We start from the raw sequence: 22,459 nt of genomic DNA, 5'->3' as shown, positions 1-22,459 counted from the left end.
GGCCGAGAGGCGAGGTTGCCGGCCGCCGGGATCGCCCCGGCAGCGGCCCGCGACGTTGGAGGATGATGTGGCAAATCAAGTACAGGATCTGACCCCGGACGAGGTCTCCAAGGGTGTCGCGGAAGGGCGCTATCTCCTCGTCGACGTGCGCGAGCCGAACGAGGTCGAGGCCGAGGCTTATCCCTACGGCGTGGTCGTGCCGCTCTCGACCTTCGATCCCAAGGCGATCCCCGATCCCGCCGGCAAGGAGGTCGTGTTCGCCTGCCGCTCGGGCAAGCGTTCGGTGACGGCCTCGCTGGCAGCGCAGGCCGCAGGCCTGCCCTACGACAAGCATCTGGCCGGCGGCATGCTGGGCTGGAAGGCGGCGGGTCTTCCCAGCAAGGTCGGCGGCTGACCCCGCCGATGTCCAAGAGCTCGTCCCTCAACAAGGTCTTCGCGGACCTTCCCGTCACCATCTTCGAGGCGATGTCGCAGGCCGCGCGCGACAATGCCGCCATCAATCTCGGCCAGGGCTTTCCCGACGATCCCGGCCCCGAAGACATCCGCCGCGCCGCAGCCGAGGCCTCGCTGAACGGCTACAACCAGTACCCGTCGATGATGGGCCTGCCGGAGCTGCGCCAGGCGATCGCGAGCCATTACGGCCACTGGCACGGCCTTGAGCTCGATCCGATGAGCGAGGTGATGGTGACCTCCGGCGGCACCGAGGCGCTGACCTCGGCCATCCTCGCCGTCGTCCAGCCCGGTGACGAGGTGGTGTGCTTCCAGCCGGTGTACGATTCCTATCTGCCGATCATCCGTCAGGCCGGCGGCATTCCGCGCCTGGTCCGGCTCGAGCCGCCGCATTGGCGGCTGAATGAGGACATGCTGAAAAGCGTCTTCAATTCAAAGACCAAGGCGGTGCTCTTCAACAATCCCCTGAATCCGTCCGCGGTGGTGTTTCCGCGCGAGGACCTCGAGCTTTTGGCGCGCTACTGCCAGGAGTTCGACGTCATCGCGATCTGCGACGAGGTCTGGGAGCACGTCACCTTCGACGAGCACAAGCACATCCCGCTGATCACCATCCCCGGCATGCGCGACCGCACCATCAAGGTCGGCTCGGCCGGCAAGATCTTCTCCCTGACGGGCTGGAAGATCGGCTTCGTCTGCGCCGCGCCGCCGTTGCTGCGCGTTGCCGCCAAGGTGCACCAGTTCCTGACCTTTACCACCGCGCCGAACCTCCAGGCCGCCGTCGCCTACGGGCTCGGCAAGCCGGACGAGTATTTCCTGTCGATGCGCAAGGACCTGGCGCGGAGCAGGGACCGCCTTGCCAAGGGACTGGAGAGCCTCGGCTTCCCGGTGCTGAAGTCGCAGGGAACCTACTTCCTCACCGTCGACCTGTCCCCGCTCGGGCTGAACGAGAGCGACACCGAGTTCTGCTGGCGGATCGTGAAGGACTACAAGGTCGCGGCAATCCCGGTGTCGGCCTTCTACGAGCAGGACCCTGTGACCTCGGTGGTGCGCTTCTGCTTTGCCAAGAAGGACGAGACGCTCGACACCGCGCTGGAGCGGCTGTCGGACGCGGTGCGCGGGCGCAAGAGGTAGCAGATGACGATCGTCAGCCGCTTTGGTTTTGGCCTCGCGATCGCCGCCGCGCTGACGTTGCTCTCCGCTCCCGCCGGGGCCGAGGAGCGGGTCGTCAACTTCTACAATTGGTCGAACTACGTGGCGCCCGACGTCCTCGAGGCCTTCACCAGGGAGACCGGTATCAAGGTGGTCTACGACACGTTTGACGCCAACGAGACGCTGGAGACGCGCTTGATGGCCGGCAAGTCCGGCTATGACGTCGTGGTGCCCACCGCCTATTTCCTTCAGCGCCAGATCAAGGCCAACATCTTCCAGAAGCTCGACAAGTCGAAGCTGCCGAACCTGGCCAATGCCTGGCCGGTGGTGACTGAACGTCTCGCGATCTACGACCCCGGCAATGTCTACGCCGCCAATTACATGTGGGGCACGACGGGCATCGGCTACAACGTCGCCAAGCTGAAGCAGATTCTCGGAGCTGATGCGAAAATCGACAGCTGGGACATCGTGTTCAAGCCGGAGAATCTCGCGAAATTCAAAGACTGCGGCGTCCACATGCTGGATTCCGCCGACGACATCTTCCCGGCGGCGTTGAACTATCTCGGGCTCGATCCGAACTCGACCAAGCAGGCCGACCTCGACAAGGCCGCCGATGTCGTGGCCAAGGTGCGGCCTGCCGTGCGCAAGTTTCATTCGTCCGAATATCTAAGCGCGCTCGCCACCGGCGAGATCTGTTTCGTGGTCGGCTGGTCCGGCGACATCATGCAGGCCCGCGCCCGCGCTGCCGAAGTCAAAAGCGGCATCGAGATCGGCTACGCCATCCCGAAGGAGGGCGCGCAGATGTTCTTCGACAATCTCGCAATCCCTGCGGATGCCAGGAACGTCAAGGAAGCCTACGAGCTGATCAACTATCTCTACCGTCCGGACGTGGCCGCCAAGAATACGGACTTCCTGTCCTACGCCAACGGCAACCTCGCCAGCCAGAAGCTGGTCGACCCGAAAATTCTGAACGACAAGAACATCTATCCGGACGAGGCGATGCTCGCAAAGCTGTTCGTCATCACGGCGCGTGAGCCGGCGACCCAGCGGGTCATCAATCGGCTGTGGACCAGGGTGAAGACGGGAAGGTAATCGCGCCCATCATTGCGAGGAGCGAAGCGACGAACCAATCAGAATCTTTCCGCGGGAGGATTCTGGATTGCTCGCTTCCGCCTTCGCTCTTCGAGCTACGGCGGACAAGTCGCTCGCAATGACGGAACAAGATTACCGCCACCTGCGGTGCAGCCACAGCCACTGCTCGGGATGCTCGCGGACCCAGCCTTCCACCACGCTCGTGATCGCCTGGGTGGTGCCCTGGATGTCGATCTTGCCGTCGGCGTCGCGCACCGGCTGGACCTCTTCGGTGATCTCGGCGGTGAAGCGGCCGCCGGGCAGGCGGATGACGCGGACGCCGTGGATCGGGCATTCGACCTGGCGCAACAGGCGTGCCAGCATCGGATTGGCGCGGGTCTTGCGGCCGAAGAAGGTGACCTCGACGCCGCCGGTCAGATACTGGTCGATCAGCATCGCGACGTGCTTGCCGTCCTTGAGCGCCTGCGCGAGCCGCAGCGGCGCGTCGCGCCCCGCCGGGATCAGCGTGCCCATGTTGACCTGGCGCATCTCCTGGATGATGCGGTCGGCGGAGGCGATATTGGGGCGGCGGTAGAGGATCGCCGTATCCAGCCCATGCGCGACCGCGGCGAGCGCCGGCAATTCCCAGTTGGCGAGATGCGCGGCGAAGATCAGCGCCGGCTTGCCGTCGTCGCGGATCCGGTCGAACAGCTCGATGCTGCGGCTGGGCAGTTCGATCCGGCTGTTTTCCGGATGGGCGCGGTCGTAGTCCCAGACGTGGTCCATATGGGCGAATTCGGCGCCGACGCGACCGAGATTGTCCCACACGCCCATCAGGATGCTTTCGATCTCTTCGGGCGATTTCTCCGGAAAGGCCGCGCTGAGGTTGGCGCGGCCGATGCGGTGCTCGCGCAGGCGCGGACCGATCGTCTTGGTGACGCGCGCGAAAAAGTCCGAGGTCTTGACCGGATCGAAATAGCGCGTGGTGCGCAACATGCCGACGGTGGCGGCGCCGATCAGCCCTCCACCGATCGACTTGGCCGTCTCCCGCGCGCGGGCCTTCGTCCTCGCAGGAAGCAGCGCCATGCGTCCGGTCAGGCCGGTTCGCGGGTCAGGATCAGCGAGGCGTTCTGGCCGCCGAAGCCGAACGAGTTCGACATCACCGCGGTGACGCGGGCATCGCGTGCCTTGTTGCCGACGACGTCGAACAGGATCGTGGGATCCGGATTGTCGTAGTTGATCGTCGGCGGGATGCGCTGATGTTCGAGCGTGAGCAGCGAGAAGATTGCCTCGACCGCGCCGGCGGCCGAGATGGTGTGGCCGACCATCGACTTGTTGGAGGTGACCGGAATCTTCGAGACGAGATCGCCGAACACGGCCGATGTCGTATTGTACTCCATCTTGTCGTTCTCGGGCGTCGCGGTGCCGTGCGCGTTGATGTGGTCGATCTGGTCCGGCGTCATGCCGGCATCGGCCAGCGTCTTGTTCATGCAGCCGATGATCGGCTTGCCGTCGGGCGAGGAGCGGGTGCGATGGAAGGAATCGGTGAGCTCGCCGCAGCCGGCGATCACGCCGAGAATTTTTGCGCCGCGCGCGGTGGCGGCTTCATAGCTTTCGAGCACCAGCGCACCTGCGCCTTCGGCCATGACAAAACCGTCGCGGTTCTTGGAGAAGGGACGGGAGGCCGCCTGCGGCGGATCGTTCTGGGTCGACAGCGCCGAGAGCAGCGAGAAGCGCACCAGCGCCTCCGGATTTACGGTGCCGTCGGTCGCCACGCACAGCGCGGCATCGGTTTCGCCGCGGCGGATCGCCTCGACACCGAGCTGGATCGAGGTCGCGCCCGAGGCGCAGGCCGTCGACAACGAGATCGGCGAGCCCTTGGTGCCGAAGGTCTCGGCGAGGTAGGCCGCGACCGAACCGAACATGAAGCGGTGGTGATAGGCGCTGTACTTGCCGCCACCGGAGATGCGCAGCAGATCGTCGTAATTGAAGTCGAGCTTACCGACCGCGCGGCCAAGTTCGCGGCGCTGCGGCCATTCGACTTCGACAGGTGCGACCGCAAGGAAGAGAGGGCCCGGGAAATCCGCCTTGGCGCCGATGCCGGCCTGGTCCAGCGCTTCCTGCGTCACCAGTTCGGCCATCCGCTCGGACAGGCCGGTGGAGGAGAACGGATCGACGCTGACGAAATCCACCGTGCCGGCCATCGTGGTTTTCAGGCCGTCGACTGGAAAGCGCGTGATGGTGCGGATGCCGGATTCGCCGGCGACAAGCTTCGCCCAATTGTCGGTCTTGCCGTTGCCGAGCGAGGTCATGATGCCCATGCCGGTGACGACGACGACGGGACGCCCGAGTTTGTCGCGTGGTGCAGTCATGTCGATCCCCGCTTGAGCTGGAGCATGATCCGAAAAAGCGTGACGCGATTTTCCGAGAAGATCATGCCCAAACAATAACCTGCCAAAGCGCAACGCGCTCTAGCTTACTGCCTCGACCAGCGCCATGCCTTCGCCGCGCCAGTGTCCGGCCCCCACCACCACAATCTGGGTGGGCGCTCCCTGCATTTCAATCTCGGTGCCCGTGGAATCGTTCGGCGGAAACAGCGCGCCGCGAGAGATCGACAGCGCGGCGAGCGCGATACCGAGCGGGAATTGCGTCTCCATGGTGTGGCCGAACATCGTGCCGGTCGAGCGCACCGGGAACTCGGCGTGGCCCTTCAGGAAGCCGCGCTCTTCCGATGTCGCCGGCTCAGCGCCGGTCGCACCGGATATGATCGCGCCCTTGCCGTCGCGCTTCGGCAACTTTGCCCAAAGCTTCTCCAGCGTCGCGGCCATGTCGCCGGGGGTCTTGCGCCGGGCGAGGTCGGCGACGACGCTCGACAGCTTCGCGAACGGCTTGGCACCGCGCGCTTCCGCATGCGCCTTGGACTCCAGCACCAGAAACGCGCCAGCCGAGCCGAGCGCGAAGCCGGCGTTGTCCTCGCGCGCCCACACGGGTGCGAACTTGTCCTTGAGATTGAAGTCGCCGAATTCGTAGAGGACCATCAGGTCCTTGCGCTCGCCATTGTGCGAGCCGCCGATCAGCGCGATGTCGCTCTCGCCCGAGGCGATGCGCGACAATGCAATGCGGGCGGCATCGGCGCCGGCAACCTCTTCACCCATGAAGGTGCGCGAGGTGCCGCCAATGCCATGCACGATGGCGATGTTGCCGGCGAGCAGGTTGGAGAGCTGGGCCAGGAACAGCGTCGGCCTGAGATCGCTCATCAGCCGCTCGTTGAGGAAGCCGGGCGCGTTGGCACCCTTGGCCTCGGCCGTGAGCACGCCGGTGTCGACGTTGAGATCGCGCTCGCCGCCGCCGGCGGCGACGACCATGTCGATCTTCGACAGGATATCCTTGTTGCCCTTGATCCCGGCGGAGTCGAGCGCAAGCCCGGCCGCATAGGTGCCGATGCGCTGCCAGGCTTCCATCTGGCGCTGGTCGCCCTTCTTCGGGATCTGGCTGTCAAAGGTAACCGGCGTCAGGGGGTGCACGATGTAGGGCGCAAAGCCCTTCTCGTCGACATTGATGCGCTTCTCCTGAAGCGCGGCCCAGTTGGCGTCCAGGCCCTCGCCGAGCGAGGTGGCCAGGCCAATGCCGGTGATCCAGACTTCCGTCTGGGCGGGCTTCGAAGCAGTCTCGGTCATGGCGATACGGCCTGTTGCGGAAAGCCGACGCGTTTGGCGACCGCGTCCATGTGGGCGCGCATATCCGCATGGGGAAAGGGAATCTGCGTGAAGGTCAGCGTCGAATTCGCGCGCAGCTTGCCGCCGACCTTGATCTTGGCTTCGGTCACGGCGTAGCCCGAGCCCTGATGGGCCAGGCTCGCCTCGATGCTCATGAGATCGCCGGGGAAGACCGAGCCGCGGACCTTGGCCTCCTTAACGGCAGCCAGGATCGGCATGCGCTCGAATTTGAGCACGCCAAGCTGAAGCCAGCCAGAGGCCTGCGCCATCGATTCGATCAGGAGCACGCCGGGCATCAGGGGATAGCCCGGGAAGTGCCCCTCGAAGATGGTGCTCTCCATCGGGACCTGAGCCTCGACGACAATCGTCTTCGCGTCGACGTTGAGGTCGACGACGCGATCTATCATGTGGAAGTATTCGAGTTGCATGACCGCGCGCTTAGGCGCTCGCGCCCTTGGCCGCAACCAGTTCGTCGATGCGGGCGCACAGGTTTTTCAGCACGAAATACTGCTCGGTGGTGGCTTTGCCGTCGTTGACCTCTTGGGTCCACTTTTCCAGCGGCAGCTTGATACCGAACTGCTTGTCGATCGCGAACGCGATGTCCAGGAAATCGAGGCTGTCGATGCCGAGGTCATCGATGGCATGGCTATCCGGCGTGATCGTGTCGCGCGGGATGTCGCAGGTTTCAGCGATGATCGTAGCGACCTGATCGAATGTGGAGGACATCACTAAGCCTTTGATATATTGCAGATGTTTGTCAGATTTTCCAGAGTGGAACGGTGGGTGGGCATCGCGCCCCGATGACGCCCTCAACCCCCCTCTGGCCGGGTCGAAAGCCCGTATATCGGAGCGCCGCCCTGAGTTCAATGGAGCCGGCGGGTGTGGGGACAGGGCTGGGGACGCCCCGGCTGAGCCGCTTCGGCCGAAGGACCGTCGGCGGGCCTCGCCAGACGTCTTGCCTTAGATGTGCGGCGTCGTGATCTTGACGCAGTCGCGGCGGCCCATCAGCACGCAATCCTGGGTCCGGCGCAGGTCGGCGATGCTCACCGCGAGCCAGATCCCGATCGCGGTCAGTGCGATGGTGAAGGCCAGCGCCGCGATATTCGCGAGCATGCGATGGCGGAAATCGTCCGGTTCAGTGCGGGGCTGCTCGTAGCGCGACAGGTCGAGCGGCTCGGGCGCGACGCGCAACTGCTGCACGCTAGCGTTGCCGCGGTAGCCCGTCGGGGAAGGCGAGGTGCGCGGCCTGAACTGGAGCACCCGGTGCTCGTCATCCGAGCTTATGGGCCGCTGGGTTGTCATGGTGCAGGGATCACTCCGAAGCAGCGATTTTTAGATAGCATACGTGGTGAACACGTTGCAGAAAATCTTCTCAACGAGCACGTGCATTGCGCGTCGCACTATCTAGCAGGGTTGCGAAACGAAGGACCGTGGAACCGTGGTCGTTCCGGGCCTGCAGAGGGTGCAATGCAATAATCTCCGCCCAGCCGAATGCATTGCCGGCGCAATGCCCATGGCATAGTCCAGGGAACCTGATCACGCAGCTGCAACCATGTGAAGGGCTCTCAACCATGACCAATACGCGCGAACCGAGAGTGCATCCGGTGTCGATCCTGTCGCTGCGGCCGACGCAGATGACGGTCGGGATGCGCGAGGTCAAGGAGAAGCGCAAGCGCTGGCGCGAGCACGACAAGAAAAAGCAGGCCGATCTGCTCGGCAAGCATATGATCCCCGTCGTGCATGGCCCCGACGAGCGCTATTACGTGATTGACCATCATCATCTCGGTCGCGCTCTGCACGACGAGGGCGTCAAGGAGGTGCTGGTCACCATCGTCGGCGACCTCAGGATGGTGGAGCGCGAAGCGTTCTGGGGCGTGATGGACAACAAGCGCTGGGTTTACCCTTACGACGCCAAGGGCGAACGGCGCCCGTTCCGCGATTTGCCGAAATCCGTCGTCGCTCTCAAGGACGATCCCTTCCGGAGCCTTGCCGGCGAGCTGCGCCGCATGGGCGGCTTCGCCAAGGACACCACGCCGTTCTCCGAATTCCTGTGGGCGGATTATCTGCGCCGAAAGCTGTCGCGCAAGGCTGTGGACGCCAATTTTGACAAGGCGCTCGAGAAGGCGATGTCCTCAGCCAAGAGCAAGGACGCGATCTATCTGCCCGGCTGGTGCGGTCCGGCTGACGATGATTAGGCGCAACGCTCACGTCAGTACGGCATGCGGCTCCGCAAACTGGATCTGATCACAGCCTCTTGAGCGAAACCATCTTCCGTCCGCACGAAGCGGTGCTGAAACAAAGCCGTGCCATCTGTGGGTTGTCGAGCTCACACAGGAGGCCGAAATGCGCTGTCTGGTTTTCGCCGTTGCCCTGCTCGTGGTCGCTTCAGCCGGGATATCGGCATCGTTTGCCGCAGTACACCATGCCAAGACGTTGACGTTTTCCGAGCGCTTTGCCCCGGCGCTCGAGCTGATGGCGAAGCGCTAGGACAGATCCCCGCCAGTTCAACCAGCAGCGTCGCGATCGATTTTGCGCAGCCGCACAAAGGCGGCCCAGGCCCGCGGATAATCCTTGTCCGTGGGATCGATCGTAAGTAGCGCGCGGCATGCTTCCTTGATCTCCTCAGGCGGAGGACGCTTGGCCGGAACTCCGGACGATTTGGCGTCTTCCCAGCGAGCCTCGACATCTCTTGCAAAAGCCAGGGCCTCGGCGCTCGTCCGCTTCTGCGCCGATTTCGCCAGCGGATGGTCCGAGGGGAAATTCGGCCATGCGGCCGGCGGCTGGTCGACACGCCACGTCAGTTCATCTGCTTGTCGCGCCTCCACGCCCGAACCTGAATGCTGCGCGGCTGGCGCCCATCCTGCCCCCGCTGAGGCTGCCGAACCCGATGAGCCGGCCGATCTCCGCGGGACCGCCGAACCTGGCGCGACCGCCGCTGTCTGTCCGGCGAGCTGGCCAAGCTGTTGTTCCATCGTTCCGCCGCTGGACTTGGGGATGATTTTTTCGACGGTCTTGATCATTGACAGCGCGCTAGGGGATATCAGCGTGTTCTGGTCGGCAATTTTGTTATCGGCCGCGTCTGGGCAGGGCTTGTAAGGAGACCGCTGCGACGTCATCCGGCCGTCGTCGTCGATACGGGCAAAATCGATCGCGACGGTGTAAACGAATGCGGCCTCGACATACTGCCTCTCCTTGTCCATCGCCTTTACGGAGCCGCATACGTATTTTGCCTGGTCCGTATCGATCGTTCGCAGGCCGTTGAAGTGAGCTGAATTCGGCGCAACGAGGACGCGCAACACGGCAGCCCGCGCCTTGCCATGCTCCGATTCGAACATGCTCCATATCTCGTTTGCGTTGATGATCTCGGGCTGATAGTTCCACGCGTATCCGGCCGCGAAGAATGCCGTGCCGATACAGGTCGCGATAACAAATGCCCGCACGTTCATGAGAAGCCCCTCGACAGGCACGACTCATCAGCATCTCCGGTGAGGGAAACTGCGCAAGTTGTGCCAAAGCGTTTGTGCTAGTTGAGGGTGAGATTCTTAATAAAACGTGTGCGATTGCGAAAACGCAGAGTTCCCGTCAAACGGGAACTCATCCACTGCGTTTGTCGGCTATGCGTTCCTTCCGCGTTCGCGGCAGTCGGTCATTTCTTTGGCAGCCGTCCCATCAGATAGAATTCGTCATTCGGCCGCATGCCGGTGAAATTCGCCAGCCGGTTCGACAGTGCGAAGAAGGCGGAGATTGCGGCGATGTCCCAGATGTCGTCGTCGCTGAAGCCATGCGGCGCAAGCGCGGTGAAATCGTCCTCGGAAATCCGCTGCGCATCGGCCGAGACCTTCATCGCGAAGTCGAGCATCGCCTTTTGCCGCGGCGTGATGTCGGCCTTGCGGTAGTTCGTGGCGATCTGGTCGGCGATCAGCGGGTTCTTGGCGCGGATGCGCAGGATCGCGCCATGCGCGATCACGCAATACTGGCACTGATTGGCTGCCGAGGTCGCGACCACGATCATCTCGCGCTCGGCCTTGGTGAGGCCGCCGTCCTTCTCCATCAGTGCGTCGTGGTAGGCGAAGAAGGCGCGGAACTCGTCCTGACGGTAGGCCAGCGTCAAGAACACGTTCGGCACGAAGCCGCTCTTCTCCTGGACGGCGAGGAGACGTGTGCGGATGTCGTCAGGGAGCGCATCGAGGGCGGGAGCGGCGAAGCGTTGCGCAGGCTTTGTCATGGTCATGGATTCCGGCTTGGGGCCGGCAACCATAGTCGATGCCGGCGCCATGCTCAACGTGACGCCAGGCTCGCAATGCCGGAGCTGGAAAACGAGCGTTGCTTTATCGCAGCGGCTTCTTCAGCAGAGAGAAGCGGTCCGGATCCAGCCCCATCGACGGTTGCAGCATCGGGGCTTCGACGTTGGAGAGCGTCTTCGCGGGCGGTGCCGAGAATACCGGATCGTTCGGCACGTCGCGCTGCGAGGTGGCACCGCGCCAGCGCTCGAGCACGGCGCCGACGAAATGCATGTCGTGGCCGGAGGTGACGGACGGCACGCTGCTGATGGTGGCTTCGCCGCGCGGCAATTGATGCGGCGGCACCTCCTTGAAGCGCAGCCGCGTCGGCAGCGCGACACCTTCGCCGAATGCCAGCACTTCGCGGGTGCCGAGCGAGGGCACGAACGAAAGCAGATTCGCGGCCGCATCCGACACCGCGGCGCGCAGCAGGGCCTGGTCGCGCTCGTTGGCAAGACGCATCGTGAACAGCGTGTTGCACTGGGAGATGATGGTCGCGTCGAGCTCGGCCGGACGCTGGGTGATGAGGCCAAGATAGACGCCGTATTTGCGGCCTTCCTTGGCGATGCGCGACACCGCCTTGCGGGTCGGCCCGAAGCCCACATTGCGATCGGCGGAGGCGTAGCGGTGAGCCTCTTCGCAGACGAACAGCATCGGTGAAACGCCGTCGCTCCACAGGCCGAAGTCGAAGGCCATGCGGCAGAGCACCGAGACGACGGAATCGATGACCTCGGCCGGGAAGCCGGCGAGCTGCATCACCGTCATCGGCTTGCCGTTGGCCGGCAGGCGGAACAGATGGCTGATCACCTCCGCCATGGTGTCGCCGCCGACATTGGCGTTGTCGAACATGAAGGCGTAGCGCGGGTCGTTGCGGACCGCCTCGATGCGGGAGATCAGCTTGTGATAGATGATGCGCGAGGAGCGGTTCTCGAGCTTGCCCATGCGCTCGTCAATCAGCGACATCAGATCGACCAGGCGATAGGGCACCGGTGTATCGACGGTGTAGCCGATCTGCTTGGGATCGATGCGCTTGAGGCCAATGCGGTCGGCGTTCTGGTACTGGGTGTAGACGCCCTTGGCGAGGGGAATGACCTCGGCGAGGACGTCGAGCTCCTCCGGCACGCCGGCGCGGCCGCCGAACAGCACGTCGACGATTTCCTCGAAATTGAACAGCCAGAATGGCAGTTTCAAATTGCGCGGGTTGAGCACCAGCGCGCGGTCGCCGAAGCAGCGGCCATATTCGTTGTGCACATCGAGCAGGAAGATGCGCAGGTTCGGGCGTGCCTTGAGGATCTCGTTGAGCAGCAGCGACACACCGGTCGATTTGCCGACGCCGGTCGATCCCAGCACCGCAAAGTGTTTGGAGAGCATTTCCTCGATGTCGACATAGGCGACGACGGAGCTGTCCTGCTGAAGGAAGCCGACATTGATCTGGTCGGAGCCGGTGGGCGCGTAGATCGTGCGCAGCTCCTGGCTCGTGATCAGGTCGACGGAATCGCCGATGGTCGGATAGTTGGTGACGCCGCGCTGGAATTTGGCCTTGCCGGTGGCGTTGAGAATTTCCCCGAGCAGGTCGACCGAGGCGATGGCGATCAAATCGTCGTTGCTCGAGAGGTTCTCGCAGGACACCTCGGTGATCATGGCGACGATGACCGAGCTGGCGCAGCGGATACTGACGAAGCGGCCGACGGTTGCCCGCACTTCCGAGACCGGCATCCGGCTTTCAGGCAGTAGCCCGACCCGGGCGAGCGATCCGCGAACCGAAATCACGCGTCCAAAGGATGTCACAATGAATGAACCTGGCAAGAGCAACGGGTTGCCCGGACTATGCACGGCCGTCGCTGGACAAACGGTTAAACGGCAGGCGCCGGCGCTTCGTTAAATCCGCGACAATTCGGGTGCGAAGTTTGTTCCCAATGCATATTCCCTGGCAGAAGCGCCCGGAAAATGCTGCTTTTTCCCGGCCGACGGGCCTGAGGGCGCTTAAGAGAGACTTTACCATTCGGGCAGTCGGTCCGCGGTTCCGGGACGGGTTGGTCATCCTAGACGGTTCGTCATCCACCCTCGGCGGTCTTGCTTGATTTGTTGACGGGACCTAATCATTTGTACATTGGTACAAATGAACCGGCGGCCTTGTGCCGCCCACCGGCGCGTGAGCGGATTGCCGCCTGCGCCAGATCGCGGGATCCGGTCCAGCGGATCGCAAGCCACGTCTTGGAGGACACCATGCAACCCGAACCGATCCTCGATCTCGCTCATCTCGGCCACATGGAGCTCTTGACGCCAAAGCCGGACGAGAGCCTGAAATTCTTCGTCGACGTCATGGGCATGACCGTCAGCGGGCAAAAGGGCGAGTCGGTCTATTTGCGCGGCTGGGACGATTACGAGCGCTATTCGCTCAAACTGACGGCGTCGAAGACGTCCGGCATGGAGCACATGGCGTTGCGCGCGCGCAGCCAGCAGGCGCTGGAGCGCCGCGTCGCAGCGCTGAAGGGGTCCGGCTTTGACATCGGCTGGATCGACGGCGACATGGGGCAGGGGCCGACCTTCCGCTGCCGCGATCCCGATGGACACATCGTCGAGCTCTATTACGAGACCGAATGGTATCAGGCGCCGCCGGAGTTGAAGCCGGCGCTGAAGAACCAGGCGCAACGCTTTCCCGCGCGCGGCGTCAATGTCCGCCGCCTCGACCACCTCAATTGCCTCGCCGTCGACATCAAGGCCAACCGCGAGTTCTTCGAGAACTATCTCGGCTGCCGGCTCACCGAGCAGATCGTGCTCAACGACGGCCGCGAAGCGGCGATATGGCTGACGATGTCCAACAAGAGCTACGATTTCGCCTATTCGCTCGACCATTCCGGCACGCCCGGCCGCTTCCACCACGTCACCTACGCGCTCGACAGCCGCGAAGAGATTCTTCGCGCTGCAGATATCTTCCTGGAGAACGGCATCCACATCGAGACCGGCCCGCACAAGCACGCGATCCAGCAGACCTTCTTCCTCTACGTCTACGAGCCCGGCGGCAACCGCGTCGAAGTCGCCAATGCCGGCGCGCGCCTCATCCTCGCGCCCGACTGGAAGCCGATCGTGTGGACGGAAGAGGAGCGCAAGAAGGGGCAGGCGTGGGGCCTGAAGACGATCGAATCGTTCCATACGCACGGCACGCCGCCGGTGGTGGATAAGAAGTAGCGCTCAGTTCGTGGCGGCTCTCACACGCGCAATCGTCTCCTTCACGCCGGTCCATGCTGGCCTGTCCGGGGCGAACTGCTCGCGCAGGAAGGTGACCAGTTCCTCGATCTGCGCATCGCTCATGCTGTTCTTGAAGGCCGGCATGTAGCCGAGATCGCTCGACACCGGCTCGGCGATGCCGTGCAGGATGATCTGCACGAGATTGTCCGATGTGACGCTGTGCAGATTGCTGTTGAGTGCCAGCGAAGGCCGGCTGCCGAACAGCGGCAGGCCGCCGACCTCGTGGCAGACGGCGCAGGCGCCTTGATAGAGTCGCGCGCCGCTGGAGGACGCGATTGTAACTTGCGTCGCGCTTTCGAGACGTGCCGCAAGCGCGTCCGGTGCTTCGGTTGCGGTGTCGTTGAATGAGTTGAGATAGACCGCCATGGCGCGGATGTCCTGGTCGGGCAGGGCTTTGAGATCCCTGACAATCGGCGCCATCGGCCCGGCGGCGACGCCATGATATCGCGAGTAGCCGGTGCGCAAATAGGCGAAAAGCTCGTCCTCGCTCCATGGGATCGGCGCGTGCGAGAGCGAGGTCAGCGGCGGCGCCTCCCAGCCCTCGGCAAAGCCGCCGGCGAGATAGGCGCTACGCTGCTCGGCGCCGAGCGCGTTGCGCGGCGAATGGCAGCCGCTGCAATGGCCGAGACCTTCGACCAGATAAGCGCCGCGATTCCAGACTTCGGATTTGGCGGGATCGGGCTTGAACTCGCGCGTCTGATGGAACAGCGCATTCCATCCGGCAAGTAGCGGACGGAGATTGAACGGGAAGGCGAGCGCATTCGCCGCTGCCGGTGCGCGCACCGGCGGCTGCGCCATCAGGTAAGCGTAAAGCGCCTGCATGTCGGCATCGCCAGTCTTCGCAAAGTGCGTGTAGGGGAAGGCGGGATAGAGCTGCCGTCCGTCGCGATGCAGCCCGTCGCGCATCGCGCGCTCGAACGCGGGATAGGACCAGGCGCCGATGCCGGTTTCGACGTCTGGCGTGATGTTGGTCGCGTAGATCGTGCCGAACGGCGTCTCCAGGGCGCGGCCACCGGCGTTGAGCGCACCGCCGATCATGGTGTGGCACTCCGCGCAATTGCCGAGTGCGGCCAGTTGTTGCCCGCGCGCGATCGTCGCCGCGGAATAGACAGATGCATCGGGTCGGGCGATCGGCGCGATGGCGCGGCCAGGCAAAAGCGCCGCACCGATGCCGATTGCCGCGGTGCAGACGGCCGCGATCGTCGCGAAGATGCCGGCGCGTTTGGCGAAGGGATTCTCCCAGATGCGGGATGGTTGTGGCGTAGCGGGAGCGGGCAGCGCCTGCGGCGTGGCCGGCGCGCCGCCGTGCAGCCCCTTCAGGATGCGCTCGGGCGTGAACGGCGGCTCGCGAAAGCGCACGCCGGTAGCATCGAAGATCGCGTTCGCAATCGCAGCCGCGCTCGGGACCGAGGCGGATTCGCCGACGCCGAGCGGCGGCTGGTCCGGCCGCGGCAGCAACAACACGTCGATCTTGGGCACGTCAGGGAACGGGATGATCGGATAGGCGCCCCATTCACGCGCCGCGACTGCGCCGCGCTCGAACGAGACCTCCTCCATCAGCGCGCGGCTGGTGGACTGGATGACGTTGCCATGGATCTGGTGGCGCACACCGTCCGGGTTGATCATCAATCCGGAGTCCTGCCCGGCGACCACGCGCGTCACGCTGACGTCGCCGGTCGACTTGTTCACGGCAACGTCGGTGACCCAGGCCGACCACGCCGCGCCATAACCGGGAAATTTGCTGTGGACGTACAGCGCATAGGCAAAGCCGCGCCCATGCACGATCTCGCCGTCTTTCTCTTCGCGCACCGGTCGCGGCGTCCACCCCGCGCGCTCGGCGACCGCATGGACGAGATCGACGGCGCGCTGATCCCTAAGGTAACGCAGGCGATATTCGATCGGGTCGACGCCGGCTTCTGTCGCGGCCTCGTCGATATAGGATTCATGCGCAAAGGTGTTCGGCAGGGCCGAGACGCCGCGAAACCAGGACGCGCGCACGATCGGCGCCATGTCGTGTGCGACGACGCGCATGTGGTCGTAATCGTAAGGCGGGATCGCGGTCCGGTCGCCCATCTGGAGGACGTCCGCCTTCGGCGATATCCGCCCCGTCAGCAACAGCGCCAACGTCGGCGCGGCATTCGACGGATAGCGCGTGGCAAGATCGTAAGCAGCGACGCCGCCCTCCGCGTTCAGGCCGCCATTGACGTCGATGAGCTGCGCGGCGCCCTTGGGCTCCCAGGCGTGCTCCTGCTCGCGCGTCAGCTGCACGCGCACGGGCCGGCCGACAGCGCGCGAAAGCAACAGCGCGTCCGCGGTGACGTCGTCGGCGCAGTTGCGGCCATAGCAGCCCGCGGCCTCCAACCTGATGACCTCGATCTCGCTCTCGGGACGCTCGATCAGCAGCGACAGGTCTGCCCGCAGCAGGTGCGGATTTTGCGTGCCCGACCAGACGCGGATGTTGCCGTCCTGGAAGTCGGCGACCGCGCAGGACGGGCCGATCGAGGCATGCATCTGATATGGCCAGACGTAAGTGCGCTGCATCGGCTTGGCCGCACCGGCAATGGCAGCATCGACGTCGCCCTTGTCGATCAGCGTGCGCGGTGTGGACGGGTTGGCACGAAGCGCGGTCTCGACGTCGGCGAGATCGGTCAGTTCAGGCGTCGGTCGCCAGCTCACCGCAAGCTGCTCCGCCGCGCGGATCACGTTCTCCTCGCGCTCCGCGACGATTCCGACGAAATCGCCGATGCGCACGACGGCTATGATGCCGGGAATGCCGCGCACCGAGGATTCATTGACCGAAATCAGGCTGGTGCCGACAAACGGGCCGGCGTCGACGCCGGCATAGGGCGGTCGCACCACGCGGCCGTGCAGCATGCCGGGCATACGGATGTCGTGCACGAAGGTCAGCTCACCCGTGGCCTTGGCCGGCAGGTCGACGCGGGGCATCGATTGGCCGACAATGGCGTAATCGCCGACCGGCTTGACGGCGACGCCGTCGGCAAGCTCGAGACGAATGGTCTCTCCGCCGATCAACTCGCCATAGCTGACGCTGCGATTGTCGTGGCCGCGCACGAGGCCGTCTTCGATCCTGAGATCGGCTACCGGCAGCTCCAGGCGCTCGGCCGCACGTGCGATCAGGAAGTGACGCGCCTGCGCGGCGGCTTTGCGCAGGGGAACGGCGGTGATCTGGATGGTCTCGCTCGCGATCGTCGCGCCCTGGTTCGGCACCACCGCGGTGTCGCCGAGCACGACGACGACGCGGGCAAAGGACACATCCAACTCCTCGGCCACGATCTGGCCCAGCGCCGTGCGGATGCCGGTGCCGAGATCGACATGTCCGTTGTAGGCTGTGACCGAGCCGCTCGCGGTGATGCGGACGAAGGTCTCGGATGTGCACTCGTCCACAGTGCGGACGACGACGAGCGAGCCGGATTGCAGCTCAGCTCCGTTCGGATGCGGGGACGCCATCAATCACCGGCCTCGGCGAGCTGGCCAGACGCACGCATTACGGCGCGAAGGATTTCGATATGCGTGCCGCAGCGACAGAGATTGTAGCGCAGCGCCGCCAGCGCCTCCTGTTCGGTGGGCCGCGGGTTGATCGCAAGCAGCGCCTTGGTGGTCATGATCATGCCGTTGAGGCAGTAGCCGCATTGCGCGGCCTGCTCGTCGATGAAAGCCTGCTGCACCACATCCGGTTTGTCGCGGGTGCCGAGCCCCTCGAGCGTCACGATGTCGCGGCCGCCGCAGCCGCTGATCGGAATGACGCAGGAGCGCGCCGCCGCGCCATCGATCAGGACAGTGCAGGTGCCGCATTCACCGAGGCCGCAACCGTATTTCGGACCGTTGAGCGCGAGATCGTTGCGCAGCACGTAGAGCAGCGGCGTATCTCGCGCCGTAGTGATCTCGTGGATCCTGCCGTTCACGGTGATGCGGATCGGTGTCTGCGTCATCTCGTTCCCAAGTCGACTCGTTGAGCGCCGCGGCCAAAGCTTCGCGAAAATTCCAAGTCCGCTCAAAATCTACGTTGCGACGATACCGTTTGTACACAAACGTGCAAGCCGTGCATGCCGCAGTGCAGCGCGAATGCCTTCTTTGTGGACAGAGCGGATAGGCAAATGAGGTTTTATGCGGCAGGCGTATGTTTTGCGCCGCACCGCCGCTTGACAGCCATCGGGAGGGCGCGCAACATCGTTCGTGTACAAATGATAACTGCACTGTCGGCTGGCTTTGACATGGTGACTGAACCTACGAGCGCCGCCATCGACAAGATCCGCTGCGATGCGTGTCCGGTGATGTGCTACATCAAGCCGGGCGCGGCGGGCGCCTGCGACCGCTATGCCAATCACGAGGGCAAACTCGTCCGCGTCGATCCGCATGTGATCCTGGAACGCACCGTGTCGCATGGCGGCAAGCTCGTTCCGTTCAGCCGCACCGAAGATTGGGACGGCAAGATCGTCCACGAGCCTTCCACCTTTGTAACGGCGATCGGCGCGGGGACGACCTATCCCGACTACAAGCCGGCGCCGTTCATCGTCTCGGCGGAGGTCGACGGCGTCGACATGGTGACTGTCGTCACCGAGGGCATCTTCTCCTATTGCGGCATCAAGGTGAAGATCGACACCGACCGCTATCTCGGGCCGGAGACCGCGACCGTCCGCGCACAAGGCGAGGCGGTCGGTCACGTCACCACCAGCGAATACGGTTCGCAGATGCTGTCGCTCGGCGGCGTGCATCATCTGACCGGCGGCTCCAAGAAGGAAGGCCGCGTCACCTGCGACACGCTGATGGACCTCGCAAACTGCAAGGCGGTCGAACTCACCATCGACGGCGGCGCGAGCGTGGTGGTGCGGGCCGGCCAGCCGCCGATCGTCAACGGCATGAAAGAAGAGCGCATGCGCGTCGGCTGCGGCTCGGCGACGATCGGCATGTTCGCCAAGCAATGGCACGGCAAGGTCGACGAGGTCGTCGTGGTCGACGACCATATCACCGGCGTGCTCTCGGAACACCAGGCCGGCAAGCTGCTCGACATCGCCGACACCGGCATCAAGATGAAGGGGCGCCGCTCGACGCCCGGCCGCTATTTCCAGGTCGCCGATCCCGGCACGGGTTGGGGCGGCACCAATATCTCCGATCCGCTCGCAATCCTGGGACCGTTCGACCCCAAGGAAGCCAGGGCCGGCCTCTCCATGCTGATGGTCTCCACGACCGGCGAGCACTCGTCCTATTACGTGCTCGACGAGGCCTTGAAGCCGGTCGAGACCGAGATGCCGGATGACCTCAAGTTTTCGGTCGAGCGCATTCAGGAGAATTGCGAGCCGGCGCTGTGTACGGTGCTGTTCATGGCCGGTGCCGGTGGTTCCTTGCGGGCGGGCGTGACCGACAATCCGGTGCGGCTGACGCGCTCGGTCAAGGACGCCCTGACGCGCGTCACCAGCGGCGGCGCGCCTGTTTACGTCTGGCCGGGCGGCGGCATTACCTACATGGTCGACGTGACGCAGATGCCGGCGGGCGCATTCGGTTACGTGCCGACGCCCGCGCTGGTCGCGCCGATCGAATTCACGATGAAGCTGTCGGACTATGCGGCGCTCGGCGGGCACATGGATTATGTGAAACCACTGTCCGAGGTGCAGGGCGGCGACGATGTCCGCCAATTGCCCTGGCAAAACCCGATCCCGGGACCTCGGGCATGACAAGGCTCCCGCAAATCGCGTTGCTGTCTGATGGCCGGCGGCTGCATTTGCAGGATGGACCGATTGATTTGGTCGTCGAGGCGAGGGGGGCTGCCGACGCGGTGCGCGCGGCCTATGAGGCTGCGGCCGAACGGTTCACCGGACTTCTCGACGAGCTCTGCGCGGAACTGCCAGAACTGCGGACCGCTGTCGAGGAGCGGACCTCGTTGAGAGGCGTTGTGGCGCGTCGCATGCACGCCGCGGTGGCGCCCTATGCCGGTGATGGCTTCATCACGCCGATGGCCGCTGTGGCCGGCAGCGTGGCGGAGGAGGTGTTGGGCGCAATGCTGGACGCTGCGGCGCTCGATCGGGCCTATGTCAACAATGGCGGCGACATTGCGCTTCACCTCGGCGAGGACGAGCACTTCTCCGTCGGCCTGATGGATCGCCCTGACCGCGACGGCATGATGCATACGATGAGAATCGATTCGGATGACCCTGTGCGCGGCATCGCTACCAGCGGAAGGCACGGCCGCAGCTTTTCGCTCGGGATTGCCGATGCGGTGACCGTGTTGGCCGGAACGGCCTCGCAAGCCGATGCCGCCGCGACGATCATTGCGAATGCCGTTGATCTGCCGGGGCATCCCGCCATCATCCGAAAGCCAGCGAACGAACTTCAGCCCGACAGCGATCTCGGTGCGCGGCTCGTGACCCGTGGCGTCAGTGGTTTGTCACAGGATGAGATCACGACCGCACTCGAATCTGGCGCGGAATGTGCACGGCAATTATTCAATCGCGGATTGATCGAGGGTGCCGTGTTGCAGCTTTGTGGTGATATGCTTGTCATCGGGACCAAGGATATTGAACGGCAACGATCGCGTCCGCTTGTACAAGAGAACGCGGTTCATGCCTGAACAGGGAAGCGGCTTGAGGAAACAATCATGAGCGCGATCATCCGCAAGATCGTCACCGTCGTCGAAGAGACGCATATGGAGATGGGCCGCCAGGTCTCGCCGCCGACGCGGCGTGCGGCGGCAATCGCCGTGATCGAGAATCCGTTTGCCGGAAAGTATGTCGAGGATCTCTCGCCCCTGATCGCGATTGGCGAGGAGCTCGGCGAGCTGCTCTCGAAGCGCGCGGTGGCGGCGCTCGGCATCGAAGGATCCAAGGCTCAGAGCTATGGCAAGGCCGCGGCCGTCGGCGAGAACGGCGAGCTGGAGCATGCAGCTGCCATCCTTCACCCGAAAATGGGCGCGCCGGTGCGTAAAGTGCTGAGCAAGGGCGCTGCGTTGATCCCGTCGTCGAAGAAGCGCAGTGGACCTGGCACGACGCTGGATATTCCGCTGGGCCACAAGGATGCAGCCTTCGTGCGCAGTCATTTCGACGGCATGGAAGTGCAGATCAACGACGCGCCGCGCGCCAACGAGATCATGGTCGCGGTCGCCGTCACCGACAGCGGCCGTCCTTTGCCGCGCGTCGGCGGGCTGACGGCTGCGGAGATCAAGGGCGAAGACGGACTGCGTTAATCTTTTCAGAAAAGTGGAGGTTTGGATGCGAGCAAAGAACTATTTCGCCGGCGCGGCATTTGCGCTGTTGGCGAGCGGCATGGCTCATTCGGCTCTGGCGCAGGACATCAAGATCGGCGAGATCAACAGTTATTCGTTGCTTCCGGCGTTCACCGAGCCCTATCGCAAGGGCTGGCAGCTCGCGGTCGAAGAGATCAACGCAGCCGGCGGCATCAACGGCAAGAAGCTCATCGTCGTCTCCAAGGACGACGGCGGCAAGCCGGCGGATGCGCAAACCGCGGCCAACGAGCTGGTGTCGAGCGAGGGCGTGGCGATGCTGACGGGTACGTTCCTGTCGAACATCGGTCTTGCGGTCAGCGACTTCGCCAACCAGAAGAAGGTGTTCTTCCTGGCAGCCGAGCCGCTGACGGACGCCATCACCTGGTCCAAGGGCAACAAGTACACGTTCCGACTGCGCCCCTCCAATTACATGCAGGCGGCGATGCTGGTGGAGGCAGCCAGCAAGCTGCCGGCAAAGCGCTGGGCGACGATCGCGCCGAACTATGAATACGGCCAGTCCGCAGTGGCAGTGTTCAAGAAGCTGATGTCGGAGAAGCGGCCGGACATCCAGTGGGTCGATGAGCAGTGGCCGCCGCAGGGCAAGATCGACGCGGGTCCGGTGGTGCAGGCGGTTGCCGCGGCCAATCCCGAAGCGATCCTCAACGTCACTTTCGGCGCGGATCTCGTGAAGCTCGTGCGTGAAGGCAACACCCGCGGTCTGTTCAAGGGACGCGAGGTCGTCTCGTTCCTCACCGGCGAGCCCGAATATCTCGACCCGCTCAAGGAGGAGACGCCCGAGGGCTGGATCGTCACGGGCTATCCCTGGTACTCGATCAAGACGCCCGAGCACGACGCGTTCCTGAAGGCCTATCAGGCCAAGTACAACGACTATCCGCGCCTCGGCTCGATCGTCGGCTATCAGACCATCAAGTCGGCGGCGGCGATCCTGGCGAAGGCCAATTCGACCGATCCGGAGAAGCTGATCAGCGCGGCGGAGGGACTGTCGATGCCGTCGCCGCTCGGCGAGATCACCTTCCGCAAGATCGATCACCAGTCGACGCTCGGTGCCTATGTCGGCAAGACCGCGCTGAAGGACGGCAAGGGCGTGATGGTGGACTCGTCTTACAAGAAGGGCGCGGACTATCTGCCAAGTGATGCCGAAGTCGAGAAGCTGCGTCCGAAGGATTGATCTCCGCTGCCGTAGGTGGGTTAGCCGAAGGCGTAACCCACCACGGTCTGTACCCGCAGAACCAGAACAGGTGGGTTACGCTGCGCTAACCCACCCTACGAAGCTCTCTCTCCCCGCAAGC

General features: G+C 64.0%; 21 protein-coding genes. 10 read left to right on the top strand and 11 right to left on the bottom strand.

All coding sequences use genetic code 11. The features are described 5' to 3' along the window. The first annotated feature begins 67 nt into the window (after positions 1-67). Genes IVB40_RS21775 through IVB40_RS21765 form a run of 3 tightly spaced genes read left to right on the top strand, consistent with a single transcriptional unit; the run spans position 68 to position 2,691 of the window. On the top strand, positions 68-394 hold the full coding sequence (locus IVB40_RS21775) for a rhodanese-like domain-containing protein (RefSeq protein WP_015686918.1): 327 nt from the start codon (positions 68-70) through the stop codon (positions 392-394). A gap of 8 nt (positions 395-402) precedes the next feature. Next, positions 403-1,581: an aminotransferase gene (locus IVB40_RS21770; protein ID WP_027569445.1), complete on the top strand. Its 1,179-nt coding sequence runs from the start codon at positions 403-405 to the stop codon at positions 1,579-1,581. A 3-nt stretch (positions 1,582-1,584) separates the two neighbouring features. Beyond that, positions 1,585-2,691 (top strand): polyamine ABC transporter substrate-binding protein, encoded by a 1,107-nt coding sequence (locus IVB40_RS21765; protein ID WP_247816237.1) that lies wholly within the window; start codon positions 1,585-1,587, stop codon positions 2,689-2,691. 132 nt (positions 2,692-2,823) lie between these two features. Here the strand turns inward: IVB40_RS21765 and IVB40_RS21760 are convergent, their stop codons facing one another. The 6 genes from IVB40_RS21760 to IVB40_RS21735 all read right to left on the bottom strand — a co-directional run bounded on the left by IVB40_RS21760 (position 2,824) and on the right by IVB40_RS21735 (position 7,688). Then, entirely contained in the window at positions 2,824-3,756 is a 933-nt protein-coding gene (locus tag IVB40_RS21760) for a lipid A biosynthesis lauroyl acyltransferase (RefSeq protein WP_027569447.1), read from the bottom strand. Between the two features lie 8 nt (positions 3,757-3,764). Beyond that, on the bottom strand, positions 3,765-5,042 hold the full coding sequence (locus tag IVB40_RS21755) for a beta-ketoacyl-ACP synthase (RefSeq protein WP_027569448.1): 1,278 nt from the start codon (positions 5,040-5,042) through the stop codon (positions 3,765-3,767). A gap of 99 nt (positions 5,043-5,141) precedes the next feature. After that, complete coding sequence (locus IVB40_RS21750; protein ID WP_247286660.1) at positions 5,142-6,347, bottom strand: beta-ketoacyl-ACP synthase; 1,206 nt, start codon at positions 6,345-6,347, stop codon at positions 5,142-5,144. Further along, positions 6,344-6,814: a 3-hydroxyacyl-ACP dehydratase FabZ family protein gene (locus tag IVB40_RS21745; protein WP_007608856.1), complete on the bottom strand. Its 471-nt coding sequence runs from the start codon at positions 6,812-6,814 to the stop codon at positions 6,344-6,346. Before IVB40_RS21745 ends, IVB40_RS21750 begins: the two co-directional genes overlap by 4 nt. Before the next feature lie 10 nt (positions 6,815-6,824). Continuing rightward, entirely contained in the window at positions 6,825-7,112 is a 288-nt protein-coding gene (locus IVB40_RS21740) for an acyl carrier protein (protein ID WP_007592476.1), read from the bottom strand. A 234-nt stretch (positions 7,113-7,346) separates the two neighbouring features. Beyond that, entirely contained in the window at positions 7,347-7,688 is a 342-nt protein-coding gene (locus IVB40_RS21735) for a hypothetical protein (protein WP_247360403.1), read from the bottom strand. 269 nt (positions 7,689-7,957) lie between these two features. Here IVB40_RS21735 and IVB40_RS21730 point away from each other — a divergent pair, with 269 nt between their 5' ends. Both IVB40_RS21730 and IVB40_RS21725 read left to right on the top strand, forming a co-directional pair. Then, positions 7,958-8,581 carry a ParB-like protein gene (locus IVB40_RS21730; protein WP_027569451.1) on the top strand — a complete coding sequence of 208 codons (624 nt, stop codon included), beginning with the start codon at positions 7,958-7,960 and terminating at the stop codon, positions 8,579-8,581. A 148-nt stretch (positions 8,582-8,729) separates the two neighbouring features. Next, the gene (locus IVB40_RS21725; RefSeq protein WP_247816236.1) at positions 8,730-8,873 is read left to right on the top strand and encodes a hypothetical protein; all 144 of its coding nucleotides are present in this window, start codon (positions 8,730-8,732) and stop codon (positions 8,871-8,873) included. 17 nt (positions 8,874-8,890) lie between these two features. Here the strand turns inward: IVB40_RS21725 and IVB40_RS21720 are convergent, their stop codons facing one another. The 3 genes from IVB40_RS21720 to IVB40_RS21710 form a co-directional block, all read right to left on the bottom strand. Further along, positions 8,891-9,832 (bottom strand): hypothetical protein, encoded by a 942-nt coding sequence (locus IVB40_RS21720; RefSeq protein WP_247408129.1) that lies wholly within the window; start codon positions 9,830-9,832, stop codon positions 8,891-8,893. Positions 9,833-10,032: 200 nt separating this feature from the next. Further along, positions 10,033-10,611 carry a peroxidase-related enzyme gene (locus IVB40_RS21715; protein ID WP_247816235.1) on the bottom strand — a complete coding sequence of 193 codons (579 nt, stop codon included), beginning with the start codon at positions 10,609-10,611 and terminating at the stop codon, positions 10,033-10,035. A gap of 103 nt (positions 10,612-10,714) precedes the next feature. Continuing rightward, positions 10,715-12,454 (bottom strand): ATP-binding protein, encoded by a 1,740-nt coding sequence (locus IVB40_RS21710; protein ID WP_247286654.1) that lies wholly within the window; start codon positions 12,452-12,454, stop codon positions 10,715-10,717. Positions 12,455-12,892: 438 nt separating this feature from the next. On the opposite strand from IVB40_RS21710, the gene IVB40_RS21705 reads away from it, so the two are divergent. Then, positions 12,893-13,855, top strand: coding sequence for a catechol 2,3-dioxygenase (locus IVB40_RS21705; RefSeq protein WP_247816234.1), 963 nt, complete (start codon positions 12,893-12,895; stop codon positions 13,853-13,855). A gap of 3 nt (positions 13,856-13,858) precedes the next feature. Here the strand turns inward: IVB40_RS21705 and IVB40_RS21700 are convergent, their stop codons facing one another. Both IVB40_RS21700 and IVB40_RS21695 read right to left on the bottom strand, forming a co-directional pair. Then, positions 13,859-17,383 carry a molybdopterin cofactor-binding domain-containing protein gene (locus tag IVB40_RS21700; RefSeq protein WP_247816233.1) on the bottom strand — a complete coding sequence of 1,175 codons (3,525 nt, stop codon included), beginning with the start codon at positions 17,381-17,383 and terminating at the stop codon, positions 13,859-13,861. After that, complete coding sequence (locus IVB40_RS21695) at positions 17,383-17,865, bottom strand: (2Fe-2S)-binding protein (RefSeq protein WP_247816232.1); 483 nt, start codon at positions 17,863-17,865, stop codon at positions 17,383-17,385. Before IVB40_RS21695 ends, IVB40_RS21700 begins: the two co-directional genes overlap by 1 nt. Positions 17,866-18,147: 282 nt before the next feature. Here IVB40_RS21695 and IVB40_RS21690 point away from each other — a divergent pair, with 282 nt between their 5' ends. The 4 genes from IVB40_RS21690 to IVB40_RS21675 are packed head-to-tail and all read left to right on the top strand — an operon-like array spanning position 18,148 to position 22,338. Continuing rightward, on the top strand, positions 18,148-19,605 hold the full coding sequence (locus IVB40_RS21690) for a 6-hydroxynicotinate reductase (protein WP_247816231.1): 1,458 nt from the start codon (positions 18,148-18,150) through the stop codon (positions 19,603-19,605). Further along, on the top strand, positions 19,602-20,498 hold the full coding sequence (locus IVB40_RS21685) for a UPF0280 family protein (protein ID WP_247816230.1): 897 nt from the start codon (positions 19,602-19,604) through the stop codon (positions 20,496-20,498). The genes IVB40_RS21690 and IVB40_RS21685 overlap by 4 nt, the downstream gene beginning before the upstream one ends. A 27-nt stretch (positions 20,499-20,525) precedes the next feature. After that, entirely contained in the window at positions 20,526-21,110 is a 585-nt protein-coding gene (locus tag IVB40_RS21680; RefSeq protein WP_247286650.1) for an amino acid synthesis family protein, read from the top strand. 25 nt (positions 21,111-21,135) lie between these two features. Then, a complete protein-coding gene (locus IVB40_RS21675; RefSeq protein WP_247433725.1) occupies positions 21,136-22,338 on the top strand; it encodes an ABC transporter substrate-binding protein in 1,203 nt (400 codons plus the stop codon). Positions 22,339-22,459 lie beyond the last annotated feature (121 nt).

The sequence above is a fragment of the Bradyrhizobium sp. 40 genome, assembly GCF_023100925.1.
In the GTDB taxonomy this organism is placed as follows: Bacteria; Pseudomonadota; Alphaproteobacteria; order Rhizobiales; family Xanthobacteraceae; genus Bradyrhizobium.
The sequence above is the reverse complement of the archived record's forward strand: the minus strand, read 5'-3'. Positions and strand labels throughout refer to the sequence as shown.